General features: G+C 64.7%; 23 protein-coding genes. 8 read left to right on the top strand and 15 right to left on the bottom strand.

Features of this window, described 5'->3' with window-relative positions; all coding sequences use genetic code 11:
- The first annotated feature begins 94 nt into the window (after positions 1-94).
- The 3 genes from DYZ14_RS16270 (at position 95) to DYZ14_RS16260 (ending at position 2,362) form a co-directional block, all read left to right on the top strand.
- Positions 95-730, top strand: coding sequence for a LysE family translocator (locus tag DYZ14_RS16270; protein WP_154721656.1), 636 nt, complete (start codon positions 95-97; stop codon positions 728-730).
- 167 nt (positions 731-897) lie between these two features.
- Positions 898-1,341 carry a c-type cytochrome gene (locus DYZ14_RS16265; protein WP_154721655.1) on the top strand — a complete coding sequence of 148 codons (444 nt, stop codon included), beginning with the start codon at positions 898-900 and terminating at the stop codon, positions 1,339-1,341.
- A gap of 103 nt (positions 1,342-1,444) precedes the next feature.
- Positions 1,445-2,362, top strand: a complete 918-nt coding sequence (locus tag DYZ14_RS16260) for a c-type cytochrome (protein WP_154721654.1) — start codon at positions 1,445-1,447, stop codon at positions 2,360-2,362.
- A 153-nt stretch (positions 2,363-2,515) separates the two neighbouring features.
- On the opposite strand, the gene DYZ14_RS16255 is transcribed toward DYZ14_RS16260, so the two are convergent.
- Positions 2,516-2,833 carry a type II toxin-antitoxin system RelE/ParE family toxin gene (locus DYZ14_RS16255; RefSeq protein WP_154721653.1) on the bottom strand — a complete coding sequence of 106 codons (318 nt, stop codon included), beginning with the start codon at positions 2,831-2,833 and terminating at the stop codon, positions 2,516-2,518.
- An 8-nt stretch (positions 2,834-2,841) separates the two neighbouring features.
- Complete coding sequence (locus DYZ14_RS16250; RefSeq protein ID WP_154721652.1) at positions 2,842-3,105, bottom strand: ribbon-helix-helix domain-containing protein; 264 nt, start codon at positions 3,103-3,105, stop codon at positions 2,842-2,844.
- A gap of 128 nt (positions 3,106-3,233) precedes the next feature.
- On the opposite strand from DYZ14_RS16250, the gene DYZ14_RS16245 reads away from it, so the two are divergent.
- Positions 3,234-3,458, top strand: coding sequence for a hypothetical protein (locus DYZ14_RS16245; RefSeq protein WP_181904033.1), 225 nt, complete (start codon positions 3,234-3,236; stop codon positions 3,456-3,458).
- 163 nt (positions 3,459-3,621) lie between these two features.
- On the opposite strand, the gene DYZ14_RS16240 is transcribed toward DYZ14_RS16245, so the two are convergent.
- The gene (locus DYZ14_RS16240; RefSeq protein WP_154721651.1) at positions 3,622-4,188 is read right to left on the bottom strand and encodes a DJ-1/PfpI family protein; all 567 of its coding nucleotides are present in this window, start codon (positions 4,186-4,188) and stop codon (positions 3,622-3,624) included.
- A gap of 42 nt (positions 4,189-4,230) precedes the next feature.
- Positions 4,231-4,719, bottom strand: coding sequence for a GNAT family N-acetyltransferase (locus tag DYZ14_RS16235; protein ID WP_154721650.1), 489 nt, complete (start codon positions 4,717-4,719; stop codon positions 4,231-4,233).
- Between the two features lie 240 nt (positions 4,720-4,959).
- Here DYZ14_RS16235 and DYZ14_RS16230 point away from each other — a divergent pair, with 240 nt between their 5' ends.
- The gene (locus tag DYZ14_RS16230; RefSeq protein WP_154721649.1) at positions 4,960-6,495 is read left to right on the top strand and encodes a cryptochrome/photolyase family protein; all 1,536 of its coding nucleotides are present in this window, start codon (positions 4,960-4,962) and stop codon (positions 6,493-6,495) included.
- A 17-nt stretch (positions 6,496-6,512) separates the two neighbouring features.
- On the opposite strand, the gene DYZ14_RS16225 is transcribed toward DYZ14_RS16230, so the two are convergent.
- The gene (locus tag DYZ14_RS16225) at positions 6,513-6,971 is read right to left on the bottom strand and encodes a cupin domain-containing protein (protein WP_154721648.1); all 459 of its coding nucleotides are present in this window, start codon (positions 6,969-6,971) and stop codon (positions 6,513-6,515) included.
- 13 nt (positions 6,972-6,984) lie between these two features.
- On the bottom strand, positions 6,985-7,398 hold the full coding sequence (locus DYZ14_RS16220) for a MerR family transcriptional regulator (RefSeq protein WP_115671183.1): 414 nt from the start codon (positions 7,396-7,398) through the stop codon (positions 6,985-6,987).
- An 86-nt stretch (positions 7,399-7,484) separates the two neighbouring features.
- Between DYZ14_RS16220 and DYZ14_RS16215 the strand changes: the two genes are divergently transcribed.
- A complete protein-coding gene (locus DYZ14_RS16215) occupies positions 7,485-8,216 on the top strand; it encodes a cation transporter (protein WP_154721647.1) in 732 nt (243 codons plus the stop codon).
- Between the two features lie 152 nt (positions 8,217-8,368).
- Here DYZ14_RS16215 and DYZ14_RS16210 read toward each other — a convergent pair whose 3' ends face one another.
- The 6 genes from DYZ14_RS16210 to DYZ14_RS16185 form a co-directional block, all read right to left on the bottom strand.
- The gene (locus tag DYZ14_RS16210) at positions 8,369-8,680 is read right to left on the bottom strand and encodes a hypothetical protein (RefSeq protein WP_154721646.1); all 312 of its coding nucleotides are present in this window, start codon (positions 8,678-8,680) and stop codon (positions 8,369-8,371) included.
- Between the two features lie 174 nt (positions 8,681-8,854).
- Positions 8,855-9,382 (bottom strand): hypothetical protein, encoded by a 528-nt coding sequence (locus DYZ14_RS16205; RefSeq protein WP_154721645.1) that lies wholly within the window; start codon positions 9,380-9,382, stop codon positions 8,855-8,857.
- Between the two features lie 7 nt (positions 9,383-9,389).
- Positions 9,390-9,911, bottom strand: coding sequence for a DUF1697 domain-containing protein (locus tag DYZ14_RS16200; RefSeq protein ID WP_154721644.1), 522 nt, complete (start codon positions 9,909-9,911; stop codon positions 9,390-9,392).
- A 71-nt stretch (positions 9,912-9,982) separates the two neighbouring features.
- Positions 9,983-12,091: a S9 family peptidase gene (locus DYZ14_RS16195; RefSeq protein WP_154721643.1), complete on the bottom strand. Its 2,109-nt coding sequence runs from the start codon at positions 12,089-12,091 to the stop codon at positions 9,983-9,985.
- A 94-nt stretch (positions 12,092-12,185) separates the two neighbouring features.
- Entirely contained in the window at positions 12,186-13,313 is a 1,128-nt protein-coding gene (locus DYZ14_RS16190; protein WP_154721642.1) for an NAD(P)/FAD-dependent oxidoreductase, read from the bottom strand.
- 369 nt (positions 13,314-13,682) lie between these two features.
- Entirely contained in the window at positions 13,683-14,564 is an 882-nt protein-coding gene (locus DYZ14_RS16185) for a branched-chain amino acid aminotransferase (protein WP_154721641.1), read from the bottom strand.
- A 154-nt stretch (positions 14,565-14,718) separates the two neighbouring features.
- Here DYZ14_RS16185 and DYZ14_RS16180 point away from each other — a divergent pair, with 154 nt between their 5' ends.
- On the top strand, positions 14,719-15,759 hold the full coding sequence (locus DYZ14_RS16180; protein WP_154721640.1) for a zinc-dependent alcohol dehydrogenase family protein: 1,041 nt from the start codon (positions 14,719-14,721) through the stop codon (positions 15,757-15,759).
- A gap of 275 nt (positions 15,760-16,034) precedes the next feature.
- On the opposite strand, the gene DYZ14_RS16175 is transcribed toward DYZ14_RS16180, so the two are convergent.
- From DYZ14_RS16175 to xylF, 3 genes are all read right to left on the bottom strand, one after another.
- Entirely contained in the window at positions 16,035-16,820 is a 786-nt protein-coding gene (locus tag DYZ14_RS16175; RefSeq protein WP_154721639.1) for an ATP-binding cassette domain-containing protein, read from the bottom strand.
- A gap of 12 nt (positions 16,821-16,832) precedes the next feature.
- On the bottom strand, positions 16,833-18,143 hold the full coding sequence (locus DYZ14_RS16170) for a sugar ABC transporter permease (RefSeq protein WP_154721638.1): 1,311 nt from the start codon (positions 18,141-18,143) through the stop codon (positions 16,833-16,835).
- A gap of 161 nt (positions 18,144-18,304) precedes the next feature.
- Complete coding sequence (gene xylF, locus DYZ14_RS16165) at positions 18,305-19,345, bottom strand: D-xylose ABC transporter substrate-binding protein (protein WP_154721637.1); 1,041 nt, start codon at positions 19,343-19,345, stop codon at positions 18,305-18,307.
- A 244-nt stretch (positions 19,346-19,589) separates the two neighbouring features.
- On the opposite strand from xylF, the gene DYZ14_RS16160 reads away from it, so the two are divergent.
- Complete coding sequence (locus tag DYZ14_RS16160; protein WP_154721636.1) at positions 19,590-20,819, top strand: ROK family transcriptional regulator; 1,230 nt, start codon at positions 19,590-19,592, stop codon at positions 20,817-20,819.
- The last annotated feature ends 18 nt before the right edge of the window (positions 20,820-20,837 follow it).

Here is a 20,837-nt window from a genome sequence, read left to right as displayed (position 1 = left end):
GCATGTCAGTTGGTCCGGCTTATGGAAAGGCGAAACCGGCTGATTTTCCGCGGGAAATGCGCAACTGCTTTTCACGACGACGAAGGATACTGACATGAGCTACGCCGACAATCTCTGGCTTTTCCTGGTGCTGATCGCCGGCATCATCATCGTTCCGGGCATGGACATGCTGTATGTCCTGGTCAGCTCGCTTTCGGGCGGACGACGCGCCGGCCTGGTCGCCACCTCCGGCATGATGACGGGCGGCGTGGTGCACACGCTCTACGGCACGCTCGGCACCGGGCTGTTGCTGGTCCTTGCACCAAAACTGTTCACCCCGATACTGATCGCCGGCGCGCTCTACATGATCTGGATCGGCTGGACACTGGTTAAAAGCGCGATCACCGTCGACGCAGTCGAGCGGGCCGACCGGGGTGCCCTGTGGCAGACCTTTCGCCGCGCGGTGGCCACCTGCCTGCTCAATCCCAAGGCCTATCTCTTCGTCATCGCCGTCTATCCGCAGTTCCTCAAGCCCGTCTACGGGCCGATATGGCTGCAGGGGCTGGTGCTGGGTCTGATGACCGTGGCCACGCAGGCGCTGGTCTATGGCGGCGTGGCGCTCGCCGCCGACCGGGCGCGGGCCACACTGACGGGCAATCCGACGGCGACGATCTGGGTCGGGCGGGCCGCCGGCGGGCTTTTGATCCTGGCTGCCGCGCTCACGTTGTGGCACGGGCTCGCTACCCGTTGAGGCCCCGATCGCGCGGCAATTCGTGATATTTATCAATTCATTGGACGGCGGCGGCAACTTCACCGGAATGTGACTTCATTCCTGTCGTACAATTTTGCAAACATGCCGAGGCGTATTTCCGCAATCCCAAGCGCCGGTCCGCCGGCCCGCCAAACTGGAGAAACCCGATGAAGCTCAAACTTTTCCTGGCTGCCGCGCTCGTCACCGGACTGGGCCTGACCGCAGCGACCGCCGCCGACGAGCCGCAGGTCGTGCGTCAGGAGATGATGAAGAAGGTCGGCGGCGCGATGGGCGCCATCGGCGCGATCGTCAAGGGTGAAAAGCCGTTCGACGCGGAGGTCGTCAAGGCTTCGCTGACCACCATGGCGGAGGTGTCGAAGGATTTTCCCAACCATTTCCCCGCCGGCTCCGAAACCGGCTTTGAAACCGAGGCCACGGCGAAGATCTGGGAAAACCCGGATGACTTCAAGGCCAAGTCGGCGGAATTGGCCAAGGTGGCCGAAGCCCAGCTCGCCGCCATGCCGACCGACCAGGCGAGCACCGGCGCCGTGATGAAGGCCGTCGGCGCGACCTGTTCGAGCTGTCATGAGACCTACCGCGTGAAGAAATAAGGCGGATTGCCCCTTCCCCGGCACGGCGCCGGCTTGCTGAGCGGCAAGTCGGCGCCGTGCCGGTTGTTCTGCATGGACGCACGAGACAGGATCGGAGGCCGTCATGGCATCGAAATGGCTGAAGAGGCTCGGCGCGCTTCTGGCGCTCGGCGTGGTCGGCGGGGCGGGCTTCCTGTTCGTCACGGAGCCTGAGCGGCAAGACCCGTCCGTCTGGGCCGATCTCGGGGAACCCGACCTCGACAACGGCCGGCGCATCTTCTTTGCCGGCGGCTGCACGAGCTGCCATGCGGCGGCGAAATCCGAGGGCGAGGCAAGGCTCGTGCTGTCCGGCGGCGCGCCGCTCAAGAGCCCGTTCGGCACGTTCCATGCACCCAATATTTCCTCATCCCCGACCGCCGGCATCGGCGCGTGGACGCTTTCCGAATTCGGCGATGCGATGACGCGCGGGGTGGGCCGCAAGGGGGAACACCTCTATCCGTCCTTCCCCTACGGCTCCTATGCGCGCATGGCGCCGAAGGACATCAACGATCTCTACGGCTTCATGAAGACGCTGCCGGCGAGCGAGGCGGTGGCGCCTGAGCACGAACTGCCCTTCCCCTTCAACATCCGGCTTTCGCTCGGCGGCTGGAAATTCCTCTATTTTACCAATGCGCCCCGTGTCGAACTCGCCAATGCCGACGAACCCGTGAAGCTCGGCCAGTATCTGGTCGAGGGGCCCGGCCATTGCGGCGAATGCCACACGCCGCGCGATATGCTCGGTGGCTTCAAGAGCGGCCAGTGGCTGGCCGGCGGCCCGAACCCGGAGGGCGAAGGCATGATCCCAAACATCACGCCCGGCTCAAAGAGCGTCGGGTCGTGGTCGACCGGCGATATCGCCAGCTATCTCGAAACCGGTTTTACCCCCGACTTCGACAGCGTCGGCGGTTCGATGGTCGAGGTGCAGAAGAACATGGCGGAGCTTACCGCCTCCGACCGCGAGGCGATCGCCGCCTATCTGAAGGCCGTCCCGGCGGTGAAGTGAGCGGTGTGTCTCGACCCGTCCTTCGGGCCCCCGCAAGTGGGGAGAGGGGACGGCCGCCGCGGTCCCGCCTGGTCCTTATCCCCGTTCACGGGGAGAAGGTGCCGGAAGGCGAATGAGGGGCAGGCGGCGCCTTGAAGCCGCCCTATGTCAGCTTCAGTCCGTCTCCCCCTGCATGAGCGCGGCATAGTCTCTACCGCCGTAGAAGATGTTGACGATAACGACGGCATGGCCCTCCAGGCGATAGAGGATGACGGCCCGTTTCTCGAAAGGGACCAGCCGAATGCCGGACCCCAGGTCTTCGCGTGCAACGCCACCATGGGGCGCATCGCCGATGCGCTCGCACCGGGCATAAATGCGGTCGGTAAAAGCGGAGGCTGTCTGAACGCTCCGACTCACCTCAAGAACATAAAGAAAGATCGCCTCGATATCGGTGAGCGCCTGAGGACGAAAAACGACCGCGAAGCGCTCCATTCCGGTCCTCACCCGCGATGGCGGGCATAGAGATCGTCGAGACGACGGCGGACATCGGAGCTGGCAAGACTGGGGCCTGGATCGTCCAGGGACGCCGATATCCTGGCGCGAATGAGATCAAGTCGATCATCCCGCGTGTCGCTGTCACGTACCATATTGGCGATCGCAGCGAGAACGGCCTCCTCGGTAGACGCGTAAGCGCCCGCCTTCACCCGACCGCGAAGGGCCTCCATCATCTCGTTCGGAACCGTGATGTTCAGTGTTTCAGGCATGACTTTGCTCCGCTACGGCCAAGATAGGCTGGTCTTTCGCAATCGGCAACTCCCTCCCCCACCCCTCCAGCATGGCGCAAGCCTGTGCCGCCAGAGTGCGGTTCGTCACAATGGCCAGGGACCAAAGCATGAGCATGGAACGTCGGCGAATGGAAAGCGCGCTGCGCTCGCTGCTCGACAGCTATCCGGATCCGGCGCTGCACCGCTGGGTGGACGAAACCGTGCGGGCCTTCGAAAAACGGCTCTCCAACATCATCGATCCGCGCGAGCGCGACCATGCGCAGCAGGCAGCGCTGGTGCTGATCAAGACGACGCTGCAGCAGTGGTCGCAGAACCCGCCGGTCCGGCACTGACGCGAAGGCGCTTCCGACCTCGAACATTTTTCGCCCGCCGGAGCCCTTCGTCTCCGGTCGATGCGCTCAAGTTTGCCAGGTTCTGAACCCGCGAGGCTCTCCCCGTTGTTTCCACTTGTCTTATCAGGAAAACGAGCCCCTCCCCACTTTTCCCTGGCAAACGCTAGCGATGCTCGGCGGCAAAAGCCGAGATCTCGGCTTGCGCTTCCGGCGTCCACAGATCGAGGGCCTTCAGGACCTCCATGGCAAAGGTGTCGGGTGCCGAGCCCGGCGCTGTGACCACGCCCTTGTCGCAGACGGCCCGCGGCTGGTCGCGATAATGCTCCGCGCCCTGATAGCCCGGATACTTCCGGTGCGAGGCGAGTGAATTGCCGGTATGGGCGACGCCGTCGAGGATACCGGTTGCGGCGAGCGCGCTCGCTGCGGCGCAAATGCCGGCCACGACCTTCCCCTTCGCGTGGAAATCCCCGGCCAGCTCGGTGAAATCGAAGGCCTCGCCCTTTTCCCAGGCATAGCCGCCGGGGATCACCAGCGCGTCGAAACGCTCGGGGTCGATCTCGGCGAAGCTGATGTCCGGTGTGACCTTGAGGCCGCCCATCGAGACGACCGGCTGGCCGTCCGGCGAGGCGGTCACCACGTCACAGCCGAGATAATAGCGCGCGGCGGCCATCAGGAGCGCGGGCTCCCAATCGGCGAAATCGGCATGCAGGGCAACAGCGATGCGGGGCATGGCAAAATCTCCTCGAAACCGAAAGGCAAAGCGTGGCTGCGCTTAAGACAGCGCCTGCATGTAGCGCATGCCGGTGACGGGACGCGGCACGAAGTCCATGTGTTCGTAGAAGCGATGGGCGGCGAAATTGCCGGTCGCGGCACTGACCGAAAGGTAGTCGCAACCGGACTGTCGGGCAAGCTCGCGGGCACGCGCGACGAGGTGCTGGCCGATGCCATTGCCGCGCTGGCCGTCGCGCACGTAGAGATGATGCAGGTCCATGCCGCGCTTGCCTTCGTCCGCCCTGTAGAGCGGCACGAGGATGGCGTAGCCGATCAGTCCCTCGCCGCCGTCGGCGACCAGCGCGGTGATCCACGGCAGCGGACCGAACAGGTCGCGCTCGAGCTTTTCCGGCGTCATGGCCGAGGCGTCGCCATGATGCAGGGCGAGCGCCGCGATCATGGCGTTCAGTTCGGGCAGGTCATGGGGTTTGGCGGCGCGGATGACCACGACGGGTGGTCGCGGCAGGGTGATGTCGGTGTCTTCGGTCATTTCTGGCTTCCCTTCTTTCGTTGCGCCGTCAGGGGAAGCTTTTGTCTCGGAAAACAACAAGGCCGCCTGACGGCGGCCTGTTGACATGATGATCTGTCGAGCCGCCGGTTACCGGTAGGCCCAAAAATACGTGCAGGAGATGGGTGCGCGTGCGATGATCATGACAGGTTAGATGCGCCGGTTTCAATCGATTGTCAATGCCGGAGTGATCCGGGGGAACGCGCTCGACGTTTCTCCAGGATGACCCTGCTTCACCTCGTTCTCGGCGACCAGCTTTCCCATTCCCTCTCCGCGCTTCGCGATGCAAAGCCGCAAGGCTCGGTCGTGCTGATGGCCGAGGTGATGGCGGAGGCGCGCTATGTGCGCCACCACAAGAAGAAGATCGCTTTCCTGTTTTCCGCCATGCGGCACTTCGCCGAAGAATTGCGGGGGCGTGGATTTTCCGTGCGGTACGTGACGCTCGACGACCCGGACAACCGCCAGTCGCTGATGGGCGAGGTGGAACGGGCGCTTGCCGAGACCGGTGCAGAGGGTCTGGTGGTCACCGAGCCGGGCGAATATCGGCTGATGGACGAGATGCGCGGCTGGCAGGCAAAGCTCGGCGTGCCGGTCGAGATCCGCGAGGACGACCGCTTCCTCATCACCCGCGCCGGCTTCGGACGCTGGGCCGACCGCCGCCGGGAACTGCGCATGGAATATTTCTACCGCGACATGCGCCGGCATTTCGGCGTGCTGATGCGGGGCGGAGAACCGGAGGGCGGACAATGGAACTTCGACAAGGAGAACCGGAAGTCGCCGCCGAAGGGGCTGAAGGGACAGAAGCGCCTGTCGTGGCGGCATGACGCGATCACCCGCGATGTGCTGGACCTGGTGGAGGCGCGCTTTCCTGATCACTTCGGGCAGCTCCGTCCCTTTCATTTCGCGGTGACCTCACAGCAGGCCGAGGCGGAGTTCGAGCAGTTCGTCACCGGGATCCTGCCCTCCTTCGGCGACTGGCAGGACGCGATGGTGGCGGGCGAGCCCTACCTCTTCCACTCGATGATCGCCGCCTATCTCAATGCCGGGCTACTCCTGCCGCTCGAGGTGATCCGCCGGGCGGAGCGCGCCTATCATGAAGGGGTAGCACCGCTCAATGCCGTCGAAGGCTTCATCCGCCAGATCCTCGGCTGGCGCGAATATGTGCGTGGCGTCTACTGGCGCTTCATGCCCGACTATGTGGGACGCAACGCGCTTGATGCGCATCGCCCTCTGCCGGCGCTCTACTGGAGCAGCGAGACGAAAATGCGCTGCATGGCATGCGCCGTGCGCGACACGATCGAACACGCCTATTCCCATCATATCCAGCGGCTGATGGTGACCGGCAATTTCGCCCTGATCGCCGGGCTGTCGGTCGATGAGGTATGCGAATGGTATCTCGCCGTCTATGCCGATGCCTATGAATGGGTGGAGCTGCCCAATACGCTCGGCATGGCGCTCTACGCCGACGGCGGGCTGATGGCGAGCAAGCCCTATGCGGCGAGCGGCAAATATATCGACCGGATGAGCAATTTCTGCGGCGGCTGTTCCTATGACGTCAAGGACAGCACCGGCGAAAACGCCTGTCCGTTCAATTCCCTTTACTGGCGCTTCATCGCCGTCAACGAGGACAAGTTCCGCGGCAATCACCGCATGGCCAATATCCTCGCCGGCTGGCGGCGGATGGACGAGGGCAAGAAGACCGCGCTGCTGAAGCGAGCCGAGGACTGCCTTTCGCTGCTCGAGAAGGACGCACTGTAGGACCGTTTTCCGACCGCCTAACGGCGGACCGGATTGCCGGCCCTGTCGGTCAGGGTCTTTTCGAAGTTCACCTTGGTGAGCCGCAGATCCCGGTCGGTGTAATGCACCACGTCGTCCGGCGAGCGGGTGCCGACCACGAGATAGGTGGCATCGGCATCGGAGTGGTTTTCCAGGCGGTGGCCGACCGGAACGCCGGCCTTGAAGGTCGCGGCATCGCCGGGCCGCATCTCGGTCAGCCTGTCGCCCTCGTTCAGCGTGACGGTGCCGGAGAGAACATAGACGAATTCGTCCTCCCGCTCGTGCCAGTGCTTGTGCGAGGAGAAGGAGCCGGGCGCCAGGGTCTCGACGAAGGCGCCGAACTGGGTGAGTCCGCCGGCATCGGACAGGAGCCGTGCCGCATAGGCGCCGAGTTCGGCATTGATCCCTTCGGCCTTGCCCTCCTCCAGCGGCGCGTCCTGCTGTCTGATGACCGGCATCGCCTGCTCTCCCTCAATGCTCGTGGTCGCACAACCCGTGGTCGGACAGCGCCCGGATGACATAGCAGTCGCCGACCGTGTGGCTGCCGCAATGGGAGACGATCCGGTCCAGCTCGTGCTCCAGCTTTTGCAGCCGGGCGATCTTTTCGCGCACCTCGGCCAGCTGCTCGCGGGCGATATGGTCGGCGCGTTCGCAGGGCTCGTCGGGATGGCGGCTCAGCGACAGAAGCTCGCGAATGGCCTCGATCGGGAAGCCAAGATCGCGGGCATGGCGGATGAAGGTCAGGCGCTCCAGATCGGCGCGCTCGTAGCGCCGCTGGTTGCCCTCCGACCTGTCCGGCGCTGAAATCAGGCCCATCTGCTCGTAATAACGGATGGTCGGCACCTTGACGCCGGTGCGGCGGGAAAGTTCGCCGATCGCGTACATTTTGTCAGAAACCCTCTTGAACCTCTAGTCGCTATAGAGATTAGGTAAGACGGCGAACGAGAGCAAGACGAAAAGGAAAAGACCAAATGAGTGCCAGCCACGGCCACGAGCACGCCCCCTTCGACGGGATGTCCGACACCTACAAGCGCCGGCTGTGGCTGGTGATCTTCATCAATGCGGCGATGTTCCTCGTCGAGATGACGGCGGGCCAGCTCGCCCGCTCGCAGGCGCTGCAAGCCGACGCGCTCGACTTCTTCGCCGATGCCGTGACCTACGGCATTTCGCTCGCGGTGATCGGCGCATCTTTGAAGGTGCGCAGCACGGCCGCCGCCGCCAAGGGCATCAGCCTGTTCTTCATGGGGCTCTGGGTCTTCGGCTCGACCGTCTGGCGGGTGTTCTACGACGGCATGCCGGAGGCGCCGGTCATGGGCGTGATCGGCTTCATGGCGCTGGCTGCCAATGTGACGAGCGTGCTGCTCCTGATGAACTACAAGGACGGCGACGCCAATGTGCGCTCGGTCTGGCTGTGCTCGCGCAATGACGCGATCGGCAATGTCATCGTCATGATCGCCGCCGTCGGCGTCTGGGGTACGGCCACCGCCTGGCCGGACCTTGCCGTCGCCTTCATCATGGCCGGCCTGTTCCTCAATTCTTCGGCGCAGATCCTCTGGCAGTCCTGGCACGAATGGAAGACGGGTGGCGCGGAGGCGTTGGCGAAAAAGGCCGAGGAAGGCTGCGGCTGCGGCAGCAGTTGCGCCGTCGACCATGGCGGCCATGCCCACCCCGACGCGCACCACCGTCACGACCACGCCCATTGAAGACCGGCCTTCGGGCCGGATGACGGAGGGGCGAAGGCAGCCCGAGCTTCGCTCCCCTCATCCGGCCGCTCCGATCAGACCGGAATCCAAGCCAGCAAATAGGGCGCTCGACGGCGCCCTTGCTTCATGTCCATTCCGACACTCGTCGACGCTCAGGCGTCTTCGCCGAGTTCATATTCGCGGTAGAGTGCCTCGACCTTCTCGGCAACCGAGGGAGCGGATGCCTCTTCGGCGACCGAGGTCAGTTCGGGCTGGAGGCTTGCGGACGCCTTGCGGCCACCCTCGACGATCCAGAGTGCCGTTGCGAGGTTGGACGACAGGAGCGTGCTGGAAAAGGCCGAATTGCCGGCATTGCGCGGCTTTGCGGCAGCCGAGGTATCGACCGAGGCGTCTTCGCTTTCGCTGGCGCTCGGAATGTACCGACTGTGGTAGGAATAGCCGCTGAGGCCGCTATCAATCCGCATGACACACACTCTCGTTCCAATAGTTAACCAATCATTAACCATTGAAGCTTGCGCGAAGCTTGCGCCGCGCTGCAGCATGAGGGCGAATGCGCGCCTCGGGCGCTTGACATTCCATTGCGGGCGTGACGCTGCTTCGTGACGCATGTCACACGCCGCGGCCTCCTTTCCCCTCGTTCAGAAGCGATCCTTGGCAAGCCAGGCATCGATGGCGGCGCCGGTGATCCGCTGGTTGTTGCGATACCAGGGATCGGCGGTGCGGAAGACCGGCTCGCGCTCGTCCCAGCCGCTGCAGGAGAAATCGGACTGGCCGGCAAAGAAGGCGACGAAGTCGGTTTCGTCGCCCCAGGCGGCGATGGGATCGCCGGTATATCCGCCGCCGTCGAAGATGTCGCAGAGCACGACGCCGCCGGCGCGGCGGATCAGCCCCTGGCCGCAGAAGTCGCGGTGGAATTCGACGATCAGCCCCTCGCCCTCTCCGACCGAAGCGAGCTTGCGCCACAGCGCCGTCGCGCGCGCCTCGCCGAAAGGGGCGCGAGAGAGCCGGTCGCGGAGATCCTTCGCCCGGCGCTCCATCTCCTCGGGGCTCGCATCGATGAGCGGGTAAGACGGTTGCCAGGGCTTTGGCCGGCGCATCGACCGGAGGGCGGTGACGAGCACCGTGACAATCACCGCGAGAGCCAGCAGTGGAATGATCGTCGACATGCCGGCGCTACCCCCTTTCGAGGGCCAGCGCGATGTCGCGCAGCTTCTCCACGCTGTTGACATTGCGCGACGTGCCGGTCCTGAGGATCGGCAGCTTGAGCCGCGAACGGCCGGAGCCGATCGGATAGTGGACGAGTATCTCGCGGCCGAGCGCCACCACCTCCTCGCCGTCTGGGGCGACGAGGCCGTGAAGCGCATCCTCGGGAACGGGTTCGGCGAAGAAGCTGACCAGCACGCGGTTCGGCTCCATGGCGGAGAAGGGATTGGCCTTGGCGATCGCAGCCAGTTCGGCGGGCCGGCGCAGGAAGACGCCAGGCGGCTTGCCGAGCCTTTCCGCCAGGGCGGTGTCGAGACGGGCGGCGATCTCGGCCGGATCGCCGCGGTCGCGAAAGATCACATTGCCGCTCTGGATGAAGGTCGAGACATCGGCAAGGCCGAGGCCCTCGCACAGGCTCTTCAGCTCGGCCATCGGCAGCTTGCCGGTTCCGCCGACATTGATGGCGCGCAGGAGGGCGACGTAGACGCGCATTGAATAACTCCCGTTGCGACCTTAGGAGCCTGCCCCCCTTTAGCGTTTTCTCGCCGGGCGGGAGTTCAAGCTCACATCCTCCCCGCCACCTTCACCGCAAAGGCATATTCAAAGGCGATCTCCTCCAGGCGCTGGAAGCGGCCGGACTTGCCGCCGTGGCCGGCGGCCATGTTGGTCTTCAGGAGATAGGGTCCGGCGTCGGGGGCCTTTTCGCGCAGCCTGGCGATCCACTTGGTCGGCTCCCAATAGGTCACCCGCGGGTCGGTGAGGCCGGAGAGCGCGAGGATCGGCGGATAGGGTTTTTGCCCGACATTGTCGTAGGGGCTGTAGGCGGCGATCCAGTTGTACTCTTCAAGCGACTCGATCGGATTGCCCCATTCGCCCCATTCCGGCGGGGTGAGCGGCAGGGTGTCGTCGAGCATGGTGTTCAACACGTCGACGAAGGGCACGGCGGCGATGATGCCGGCGAATTTTTCCGGTGCCATATTGGCGATCGCGCCCATCAGCATGCCGCCCGCCGATCCGCCTTCGGCGATGATCCGGTCGTGAGACGTGAAGCCTTGCTTCACCAGATGGTCGGCGGCGGCGATGAAGTCCTTGAAGGTGTTTTCCTTCTTTTCCATCTTGCCGTCTTCGTACCATTGGAAGCCCTTGTCCTTGCCGCCGCGGATATGGGCGATGGCATAGACGAAGCCGCGGTCGGCGAGCGACAGGCAATTGGTGTTGAAGCCGGCGGCGATCGAGATGCCGTAGGCACCATAGCCATAGACCAGGCAGGGCGCGGAGCCGTCGAGAGGCGTATCCTTGCGGTAGAGCAGCGTCACCGGCACGTCGACGCCGTCATGCGACGGCGCAAGCACGCGGCGCGTGACATAGTCATCGGGATTGTGGCCCGACGGCACTTCCTGGGTCTTCAACAGCACGCGCTCGCGGGTCGCCATATTGTAGTCGAAGAGCTGGGTCGGCGTCGTCATCGACGAATAGGAGAAGCGGATGACGTCGGTGTCGTATTCGGCAGCACCCTGGAGGCCGAGCGCATAGGCCTCCTCGGCAAAGGCGATCGAATGCTCCTCGCCGGTCGCCCGGTCGCGGATCATGATTTCCGGCAGGCCGTTGCGGCGCTGCAGCCAGACGAGATGGCGGGCGAAGGCCATGTGGTTGAGGATCAGGCGGCCCGGAACATGGGCGACCACTTCCTTCCAGTTTTCCTTGCCAGGCGCGGTCACCGGGGCCTCGACGATCTTGAAGTCCTTGGCGTCGCCGTCATTGGTGAGGATGTAGAAGACGTCGCCGCCCTCGGTCAGCGAATATTCGATGCCCTCGACCCGCTCGGCGACCAGCATGGGCTCGGCGGTCAGATCCCTCGTCGAGAGGATGCGGTATTCCGAGGTCTCGTGGTCGTGGATGTCGAGATAGATGAAGTCGTCGAGCAAGGACCCGCCGACGCCCATGAAATAGCCCGGATCCTTTTCCTCGTAGACCAGCCGGTCTTGCGACTGCGGCTGCCCGACGATGTGGTGGAAGACCTTGGAGGGGCGGTGGTTCTCGTCCTGCAGCGTATAGAAGAAGCTCTTGCCGTCCGGCGCCCAGGCGCCGCCGCCGCCGGTATTCTCGATCACGTCGGCGAGATCCTCGCCGGTCGTCAGATCACGGATGCGCAGGGTGAAATATTCCGAGCCCTTGTCGTCATAGCCCCAGAGGCCGAATGCATGGTCGGGGGTGTGGTCGATGCCGGCGAGGCGGAAATAGTCCTTGCCGGTGGCTTCCTTGTCGCCGTCGAGCAGCAGGTGGCGCTGGCTTTCGTCCTTGTGGTCGGCGTCGCGCGGGATGCGGAAATAACGCGGCTGCTCGCCGCCGGTGACGAAGGCGGTGCCATAGGCAAACGGGCCGTCCTTCATCGGGATCGAACTGTCGTCTTCCTTGATGCGCCCCTTCATCTCGGCGAAGAGCTTTTTCTGCAGCTCTTTCGTGTCGGCCATGGCTTCTTCCATATAGGCGTTCTCGGCCTCGAGATGGCGGCGAAGCTCGGCGTCGAGCAGGGTCGGGTCCTTGAACATGGCCTGCCAGTTTTCGGCGCGCATCCAGGCATAGTCGTCGGTGCGGGTGATGCCGTGGCGGGTGTCGGAGACGGGCTTTTTCGGCGCGGCGGCGGGCTTCGGCAGATTGGCGAAAACGGACAAGGGGAGGCCTTCCTTCTTCGAGGAAATCGGAAACGATCCTTCGAGAGATAGAGAGGCTACAGCATCCGATCAAGCCGCAATCGCGCCGGAGGCGTCAGCGGTAGACGCGCAGGTAGTGGCCTTCGAAATAGCGCTTCAGCCAGTGGAAGATCTTCATCTTCGGACCGAGGAAGCTGCGCGTTTCGCTGCGATAGACCAGCATGGCCGTGTCGAGCATATCGACGATGCAGATCAGTTCCGGCTTGAAATCGGTCTCCGGCGCCCTGCCCTTCAGCACCGCGGCGATGTTTTCCGCTGCGGCCTTGGCCTGTAGGTCGGCCTGGTGCGCCTGTTTCGGCAGCCAGTCGGGGCCGGGGAAGCTGCCGCTGTCGCCGACGACCCAGACGCCAGGGCGATCCTCGACCCGGCATTTCTCATCCGCCGCGATCATGCCGCCGGGCGAGAGCGGCAGGTCGGCATTGGCAAGCCACGCGGGGCCGGTCAGCCCCGGCATGAAAAGGATGAGGTCGGCGGAAAACTCGCCGCCCTCGGTCACCACCTTGTCGGCTTCGAGCCGGACCATCTTGTGACCGAGCCTCGTCTCGATGCCGCGCTTGGCCATTTCCTTCAGCAGGCCGTCGACTGCCTTGTCGCCGAGCCGCTGGCCGGGCCTCGGCGACGGATTGAAGAAGACCAGCTTGAAGCGCTCGCGCCTTCCCTGGCGGCGCAGGAGGCTGTCGATGATGAAGAGGAATTCGAACATCGGCCCGCCGCGCACGGCACCCTGTTCGTTGGGGTTGGTGGCAAAGCCGACGGCGATCGTGCCGCCCGCCATGCCCTCGAGCCGGCGGGCAATCTCCTCGCCGACGGCAATGCCCTCGCACGGCACCAGCCCATGCTCGATACCGGGCAGCTTGCGGATGAAGCGGGCGCCGGTGGCGATCACCAGCTGGTCGTTGGCAAACTCGCCGGCATCCGTCAGCACCACCCGGCCGTCGGCGGAAAGCCCGGTAACCGACGCCTTGACGTGGCGCACGCGATGCTCGGTGAAGAAGTTCGACAACGGGATCTTCAGTTTCGATCCCTTGCGCAGGCCGGCCGGCAGCCAGATCGAACTTGGCAGGTAGTGCAGTTCGTCGCGCGGCGAAATCACCGTGATCTCGTCCTCGACGCCGTTGCGGCGCAGTTCACGAATGGTGGTGAGGGCTCCGAAACCGGAGCCGAGAACGGTGATATTGGCCACAGAGCTCTCCCGCGAAGAAACGTTTCTTCATATATATGAAGATACATCTATCTTGCAAAGTGGCGCTTCGCCGCAGTCGCAGAGGATCGGCAAGGCAGGTGGCGGCGCATCTTCTCCCCAGCGGGGAGAAGGTGGCGCGGAGCGCCGGATGAGGGGGGCGAAGCCCAGAAGCGCCGCGCACTCGGCCCCCTCATCGCCTCGCATTCGCTCGGCACTTCTCCCCGCTGGGGAGAAGAGGGAATTCCGGTTCGGCGCTGCGAACGCCAGCAATCCCATTGGGAGGGAACACTGGCCAGAGCATCGGCAGTCCGGCGCGGAGTCCCTGCCCTGCGCGCCGAAATTGCCTCTGCGGCCGCGAAAACTGCGCGGTCAACCCACCCGCGTGGTCCGCGCCCAGTCCATGTAGAGCTCCAGAGCCTTGCGGGCGACCGGGCCTTCCTGCAGTTCGCGGCTGTCGAGCCGGTTGACCGGGGCGACCTTGGAATAATTGCCCGAGGTGAAGATCTCGTCGGCGTCCATGAAATCCTCGACCGAAAGCGTCACTTCGCGCACCTCGTAGCCCGCCGCGCGCAGGAGTCCGATGACGCGGGCGCGGGTGATGCCGGCGAGGAAGGTGCGGTTGGCGGCGGGCGTGAAGACCACGCCGTCCTTGACCAGGAAGACGTTGGACGAGGCCGTCTCGACGATATTGCCGTTCATGTCGCGCACCAGCGCGTTGTCGAAGCCGCGGGCCCGCGCCTCGAGGATCATGCGACCGGAATTGGGATAGAGGCTGCCGGTCTTGGCATCGGTCATGGCGCATTCCGGCGTCGGGCGGCGGAAGGGCGACAGGGTCAGCGAATGCGGCTGGGCCGTGTGCATCGGCGCCTCGAACAGGCAGAGCGCAAACCGGGTGGATGCCGGGTCGGCGGCGACGACGGAGCCGGGCATGCCATGTTCGGCCCAATACATCGGCTTGATGTAGATGGCCGTCTTGCCGTCGAACTTTTTCACGCCTTCCCAGGCCAGCCGTTCGATTTCCTCGGCCGAAACCGTGGCCGTCATGCCCATGTTGACCGCCGAGCGGTTGACGCGGCGGCAATGGGCATCGAGATCGGGGGCGATGCCGTCGAACCAGCGCGCGCCGTCGAACACGGTCGACCCCAGCCACATGGCATGCGAGACGGAACCGATCAGCGGCGGGTTGCCGGAGATCCATTCTCCATCGACATAGGTCCAGGTGGTGGTGCGGGCGGAAGTATCGACAGCCATTGGTTCGTCCTCGTTTCTTGTCTTTCGCTTCCTCCGCTTTATCCGGAAAAAGCAGCACTGGGGTGAATAAATCGATCAAAAATAGTCATGCCCCAATCCTCAAGCGCTGCGCTAGGTTTCGGCGAGATTTGCCCCTGCCCTTCGGAGACGACCCATGCGCGCCATGTATTACGAGGCCTTTGAACAGATGCCGGATATCCGGGTCGTGCCCGATCCGACACCGACCGAGAACGGCGTCGTCGTCAAGGTCGAGGCGAGCGGGCTCTGCCGCAGCGACTGGCACGGCTGGATGGGCCACGACCCGGACATCCGGCTGCCGCATGTGCCGGGCCATGAACTGGCCGGCGTGATCTCAGCCACCGGCCGCGGAGTGATGCGCTACAAGGTCGGCGACCGGGTGACCGTGCCTTTCGTGTCCGGCTGCGGGCGCTGCGGCGAATGCCGCTCCGGCAACCAGCAGGTCTGCGAGGCGCAGTTCCAGCCGGGCTTCACGCATTGGGGCTCGTTTGCCGAATATGTGGCGATCGATTTCGCCGACCAGAACCTCGTTCATTTACCGGATAGCGTCGACTTCGCCACCGCGGCCAGCCTCGGCTGCCGCTTTGCCACCTCGTTTCGGGCGGTGACCGACCAGGCAAGGGTGCGCGGCGGCGAATGGGTGGCGGTGCATGGCTGCGGCGGCGTCGGGCTTTCGGCGATCATGATTGCCGCAGCGCTTGGCGCCAATCCGATCGCCATCGACATATCGGAGGAGAAGCTCGCCTTTGCCCGCACGCTCGGCGCCGTCGCGGCGGTCAATGCGCGCGACACCGAGGACGTCGCCGGCGCGGTGCGCGAGATCACGAAAGGCGGCGCGCATGTGTCGATCGACGCGCTCGGGTCGCCCGTCACCTGCTTCAACTCGATCAAGAATCTGCGCCGCCGCGGCCGTCACGTGCAGGTCGGGTTGATGCTCGCAGACCATTCGACGCCGCAGATCCCGATGGCGCAGGTGATCGGCCACGAGCTGGAGATCTACGGCAGCCACGGCATGCAGGCCTGGCGCTACGACGCGATGCTGTCGATGATGGCCGCCGGCAAGCTCGACCCGAAACGCCTGATCGGGCGGGAAATTTCACTCGACGAGGCGGTGCCGGCGCTGGTGGCGATGGACCGGGCGACCGACCTCGGGATCAGCGTGATTACCCGGTTCTGAGGGCGAGGGATCCGGATCTCCCAGTCAACCGGAAAAAGCCCGGCGGGGCAAACCGGGCCAGTCACGCGACACCCCGCCTCTCCCCTTGTGGGAGAGGTTACAAAATCACGGCCTTGGCGCGAGCCAAGTCGTAGATTTTGTTGGTGAGGGGGTCAGTATCCTCGCGCGGCGCATCCCCCTCACCTGCAATTTCTAGCACTTAGCTGACGCTAAGATGCTGAAATTGCTTCCTCTCCCACAAGGGGAGAGGTGCAGCCGCCGCCGTAGGCCGCCCCTCACGCCACCTGCATCGCCCCCGGACCCGGGATCGCGCCCGGCGGGCATTTGCCGAGGATGATCATGCCGAGCACCTCGTCCTTGGTGACGTCTTGCGTGCGTGCCTGGCCGACCACCTTGCCGTTCTTCATGACGAAGACGCGGTCGGCGAGGTCGAAGACGTCGTGGATGTCGTGGCTGATGAGGAAGATGCCGATGCCCTCGCGCTTCAGCTGCTGGATCAGTTCGCCGACCTGGGCGGTCTCCTGCGGCCCAAGGGCCGCCGTCGGCTCGTCCATGATCAGGATGCGGGCGTCGAACAGGATGGCTCTTGCGATCGCCACCGACTGGCGCTGGCCGCCGGACAAGGCCTTCACCGGCTCCTTGAAGCGGCGGAAGTTGGGGTTGAGGCGCCCCATTACCTCGCGGGCCTTGGCCTCCATCGCCACGTCGTCGAGCGTGCCCCAGGGGGTGCGCAGTTCCCGGCCGAGATAGAGGTTGGCGGCAGCGTCGACATTGTCGGCGACGGCGAGCGTCTGGTAGATCGTCTCGATGCCGTATTTCTTGGCGTCGCGCGGATTGGCGATGTCGGCCGGCTGCCCGTCGATCAGGATCTCGCCGGCGTCGCGGCGATAGGCGCCCGACAGGATCTTGATCAGCGTCGACTTGCCGGCGCCGTTGTGGCCGAGAAGCGCCACGACCTCGCCGGGATAGAGATCGACCGAGGCGTTCTCGACCGCGTGGATGCCGCCGAACGAAATGGAAACATTGTTCATCTGCACGAGCGGAGTGCGTTTGTCAGTCATGATGAAATCCTCTTATCTCGCCCGCGCGCGGTAGATCGTGTCGAGCCAGACGGCGACGACGAGAACGACGCCGACGACGATGCGCTGGAAGGGCGTGTCGATGCCGACCAGAACCATGCCCGACTGCAGCGACTGCATGACGAGCGCGCCGAGCATGGCACCGGCGACCGTGCCCATGCCGCCCGAGAGCGAGGTGCCGCCGATGACGGCCGCGGCGATGGTGTAGAGTTCGTCGAGTTCCCCTTGCGCATTGGTCGCGGCATTGAGGCGGGCGGTGGAGATCGCCGCGGCGATGGCACACAGCATGCCCATCAGCGCGAAGATCTTGACGGTGACCCAGCGGGTCTTGATGCCGGCAAGTTCTGCGGCTTCCGGATTGCCGCCGATGGCAAAGACATAGCGGCCAAAGCGCAGGCGGGTCGAGATGAAGGTCATGACGATGCCGACGGCAATCGCGATCAGCACCGGAATGGCGATGCCGTGCGAGATGAACAGGCCGCCGTCCGGCCAGGCGATGCCGTTTTCATCGGCGAACCTGCGGGCGATCGCCACCGGCCAGGGGTAGTTGTTGAAGACATAGACGGTTGCCAGGACCAGGAAGCAGCTGACGCCGGTGAGGAAATATTCGGCCCAGAGCGGGCGCAGCGGAAAGCCGAAACGGCGGCGCTGCTTGCGCGAATTGACCAGCGTCGCGACGATCGCCAGGCAGGCGATGACGCCGACGATCCAGCTGGCGGTGGCGCCGATCGAGCCGGCCGTGCCGCCGCCCATCAGGCGGAAGGTCGCGTCCATCGGGGCGACCGTGCGGCCGGAGGTGACGAACCAGGTGGCGCCGCGCCACACCAAAAGCCCACCAAGCGTGACGATGAAGGACGGCACGTTGAGGAAGGCGATGATGACGCCGTGCAGCGCGCCGATCGCCGCGCCGAGAAGGAGGCCACAGCCAAGCGCGATGACCCAGGTCAGCGGATGGTCGAAACCGAGCACCTGCGGCAGGAGTTCGGCCTGCAGCACGCCCATGAACATGCCGACGAAGCCGAGCACCGAACCGACCGAAAGGTCGATGTTGCGGGTGACGATGACCAGCACCATGCCGGTCGCCATGACGGCGACGGAGGCGGTCTGCACCGACAGGTTCCACAGGTTGCGCGGGGTCAGGAACAGACCGCCGGAAATGATGTTGAAGCCGATCCAGATGATCAGCATGGCGCCGATCATGCCGAGCAGGCGGGTGTCGATCTCGGTGGCGCGGAAAAAGCGCTTCACCGGGTTTTCGCCCGCCCCGGCGCGCGCGGCCTGCGTGGTATTCGTGATATCGGCCATGCCGTGCCGTTCTCCCACTTTGGTAATCCCTTGCGATGGCGCGCCCGCCGCAGCGCGTGCGGCAATGGCGGCCCGGCCTCCCCTACGACCCTATGAGACGTCGCGACCTTGCGGAGGTCGCGACGCTTCAAGGTTCATGAGGCCGTCAGGTCAGGCCCGTGTCAATTGCAGGCCGCGACGGAACCGGCAGTGACGCCCTGGCAGGCGGCTTCCTTGGTGATCCAGCCGGCGTCGATGACGACGTTCAGGTTGTCCTTGGTGATCGGCAGCGGGGCGAGGAAGACCGACTGCATTTCGACGCCCTTCGGACCACCGGAGAACGCGGTCACGCCTTCGATCTCGGTCATCTTCTTGCCGCCGGCAAGCTCGACGGCGATTTCGGCGGCGCGCTTGCCGAGTTCACGGCTGTCCTTCCACACCGATACCGTCTGGGTGCCGAGCGCGACGCGGTTCAAGGCGGCGAAATCGGCATCCTGGCCGGAGACCGGAACCGAGCCGGCAAGCCCCTGGGCCGAAAGGGCGGCGATCGCGCCACCGGCGGTGCCGTCATTGGAGGCGACGACCGCGTCGACTTTGTTGTCGTTGGCGGTCAGGAACTGCTCCATGTTCTTCTGGGCGTTTTCCGGCTTCCAGCCGTCGGTATAGGCTTCGCCGACATTCTTGATCTTGCCGGCGTCGACGGCTTCTTTCAGCACTTCCATCTGGCCGGCGAACAGGAAGTCGGCGTTCGGGTCGGAGGACGAGCCCTTGATGAAGACGTAATTGCCTTCCGGCTTGGCCTTGAACACTTCGCGGGCCTGCATGCGGCCGACTTCCTTGTTGTCGAAGGTGATGTAGAAGGCGGCCGGGTTTTCGATCAGGCGGTCATAGCCGACGACCGGAATGCCCTCGGCGGCGGCCTTTTCGATCGCCGGGCCGATGGCGTCCGAATCCTGGGCAAGCACGATCAGCGCATTGGCGCCCTGGGCGATCAGGCTCTCGACGTCGGTCAGCTGCTTGGCGGCAGACGACTGGGCGTCGGCGGAGATGTACTTGTCGCCGGAGGCCTCAAGGGCCTTCTTGATGGCGGCTTCGTCGGTCTTCCAGCGCTCTTCCTGGAAGTTCGACCAGGAGACGCCGACCACGAGGTCCTTGGCGTTGGCGACGGTGTGCAGGCTGGTGATGACGGCGGCGCACGCCATCAGCTTCAAGACGGATTTCATAAAAGCCTCCCTTTGAAAGACGCGGCACGCCGGCGAACCTCCCGTTCACCCCCTAAAGCGGCCCGTCGAAGAATACTGCCTTGCCCTGGCCAAGTGGCCGTTGGTTTTTCTCGACAGTCGAGAAAATAAATGTCAGAAGATTTCGAGGCTGTCAACAAGGCCCCGGAGGGCTTGCAAAACGGCGCGGCCTGATGATCTTGCTCAAGGTCATATCGCAAAGGACCATTATGATCGGACGCCTGCCATGCTGACGAAATCGAGCACCGAAATGGTGCGTCAGCAAAACAGCGCGCTGGTGCTTGCCGCACTTCGCCGGCAGGGTTCTCTTGCCCATACCGACATTGCCGCCGCAACCGGCCTTGCCTCGGCCACCGTCTCGGCGATCACCGCCGATCTCGAGCGCCTCGGCGCGCTGGAGCGCCACGAGCAGCCGGCGACCGGCGGGCGCGGCCGGCCGCGTGTACTCTTCGGCCGCAAGCGCGATTTCAGCTATCTGATCGCCGCGCGCATCTCGTCGGACAGCGTCCAGTATTCGCTGGCCGACTATACCGGAACGCTGACCGACCGGTTCGACGAGCCGCGCGACCATGGCACCCCCTCCCCCGCCGCCTTCATTGCCGGGTTCCGGGAGGCGCTGTCGCGCATGGCCGGCCGCTCGCGGCTCTTGCCCGAAAGGATCGCCGCGGTGTCGATCAGCTCCAAGGGCATGGTCGATGCCGGCGGCTCGCGGCTCCTCTGGTCGCCGGTGTTCGGACGGGCGGAGATCGACTTTTCCACCGCGCTTGCCTTATCGCCGCAGACCCGCATCCGTCTCAACAACGAGACGCTGCTGGTCGCCCATGCGCTGGGGCTTCGCGCCGACAAGGAGCCCGGCAGACCGTTCCAGGCGCTCGCCACCCTGTCGCTCGGCCATTCGATCGGGCTTGGGATCGCCAGGCGCGGGCATTCCGGCGAACTGGAGGTCAGCGCGCCGAACTTCGGCCATATGCTGAACGCCTCCGACGGCAAGCTCTGCCGCTGCGGCTCTATCGGCTGCGTCGAGGCCTCGGCCGGCTTTTACGGCATCCTTCGGACCGCCTTCGAAGTGCCGCCGGACACGATCCCGGCCAAGTTCGTGCCGCTGGCCGAAATGGACAAGATCGCCGCCCGCGCCCGCCAGGGACACCGCATGTCGGAATATGCCTTCCGCCAGGCGGGCCTGGCGCTCGGCCAGGGACTGTCGCGGGTCTTGAGCCTGCACGACAACATGCCGATCGTCATCACCGGCCATGGCACGCGCTATATCGACCTCCTGCGCCGCGGCCTCGACGAGGGCCTTGCGCAATCGCTGCATGTGCGCATCTACGGCGCGCCGGACATCACCATCGTACCGGAAGAGGCGATGCTGGTGTTTGAAGGGCATCTCGACCGGGCCCTGACCGAGATCGACCATGATGTGGCGGGATCGCGGGCCGAAGAGGTAGCTGCGCGCTGAACCGAGCCGAATGGCGCC

This window comes from Ciceribacter sp. T2.26MG-112.2 (assembly GCF_900492205.1).
Classification (GTDB): domain Bacteria; phylum Pseudomonadota; class Alphaproteobacteria; order Rhizobiales; family Rhizobiaceae; genus Allorhizobium; species Allorhizobium naphthalenivorans_A.
This window is presented reverse-complemented; position numbering and strand designations above follow the sequence as displayed.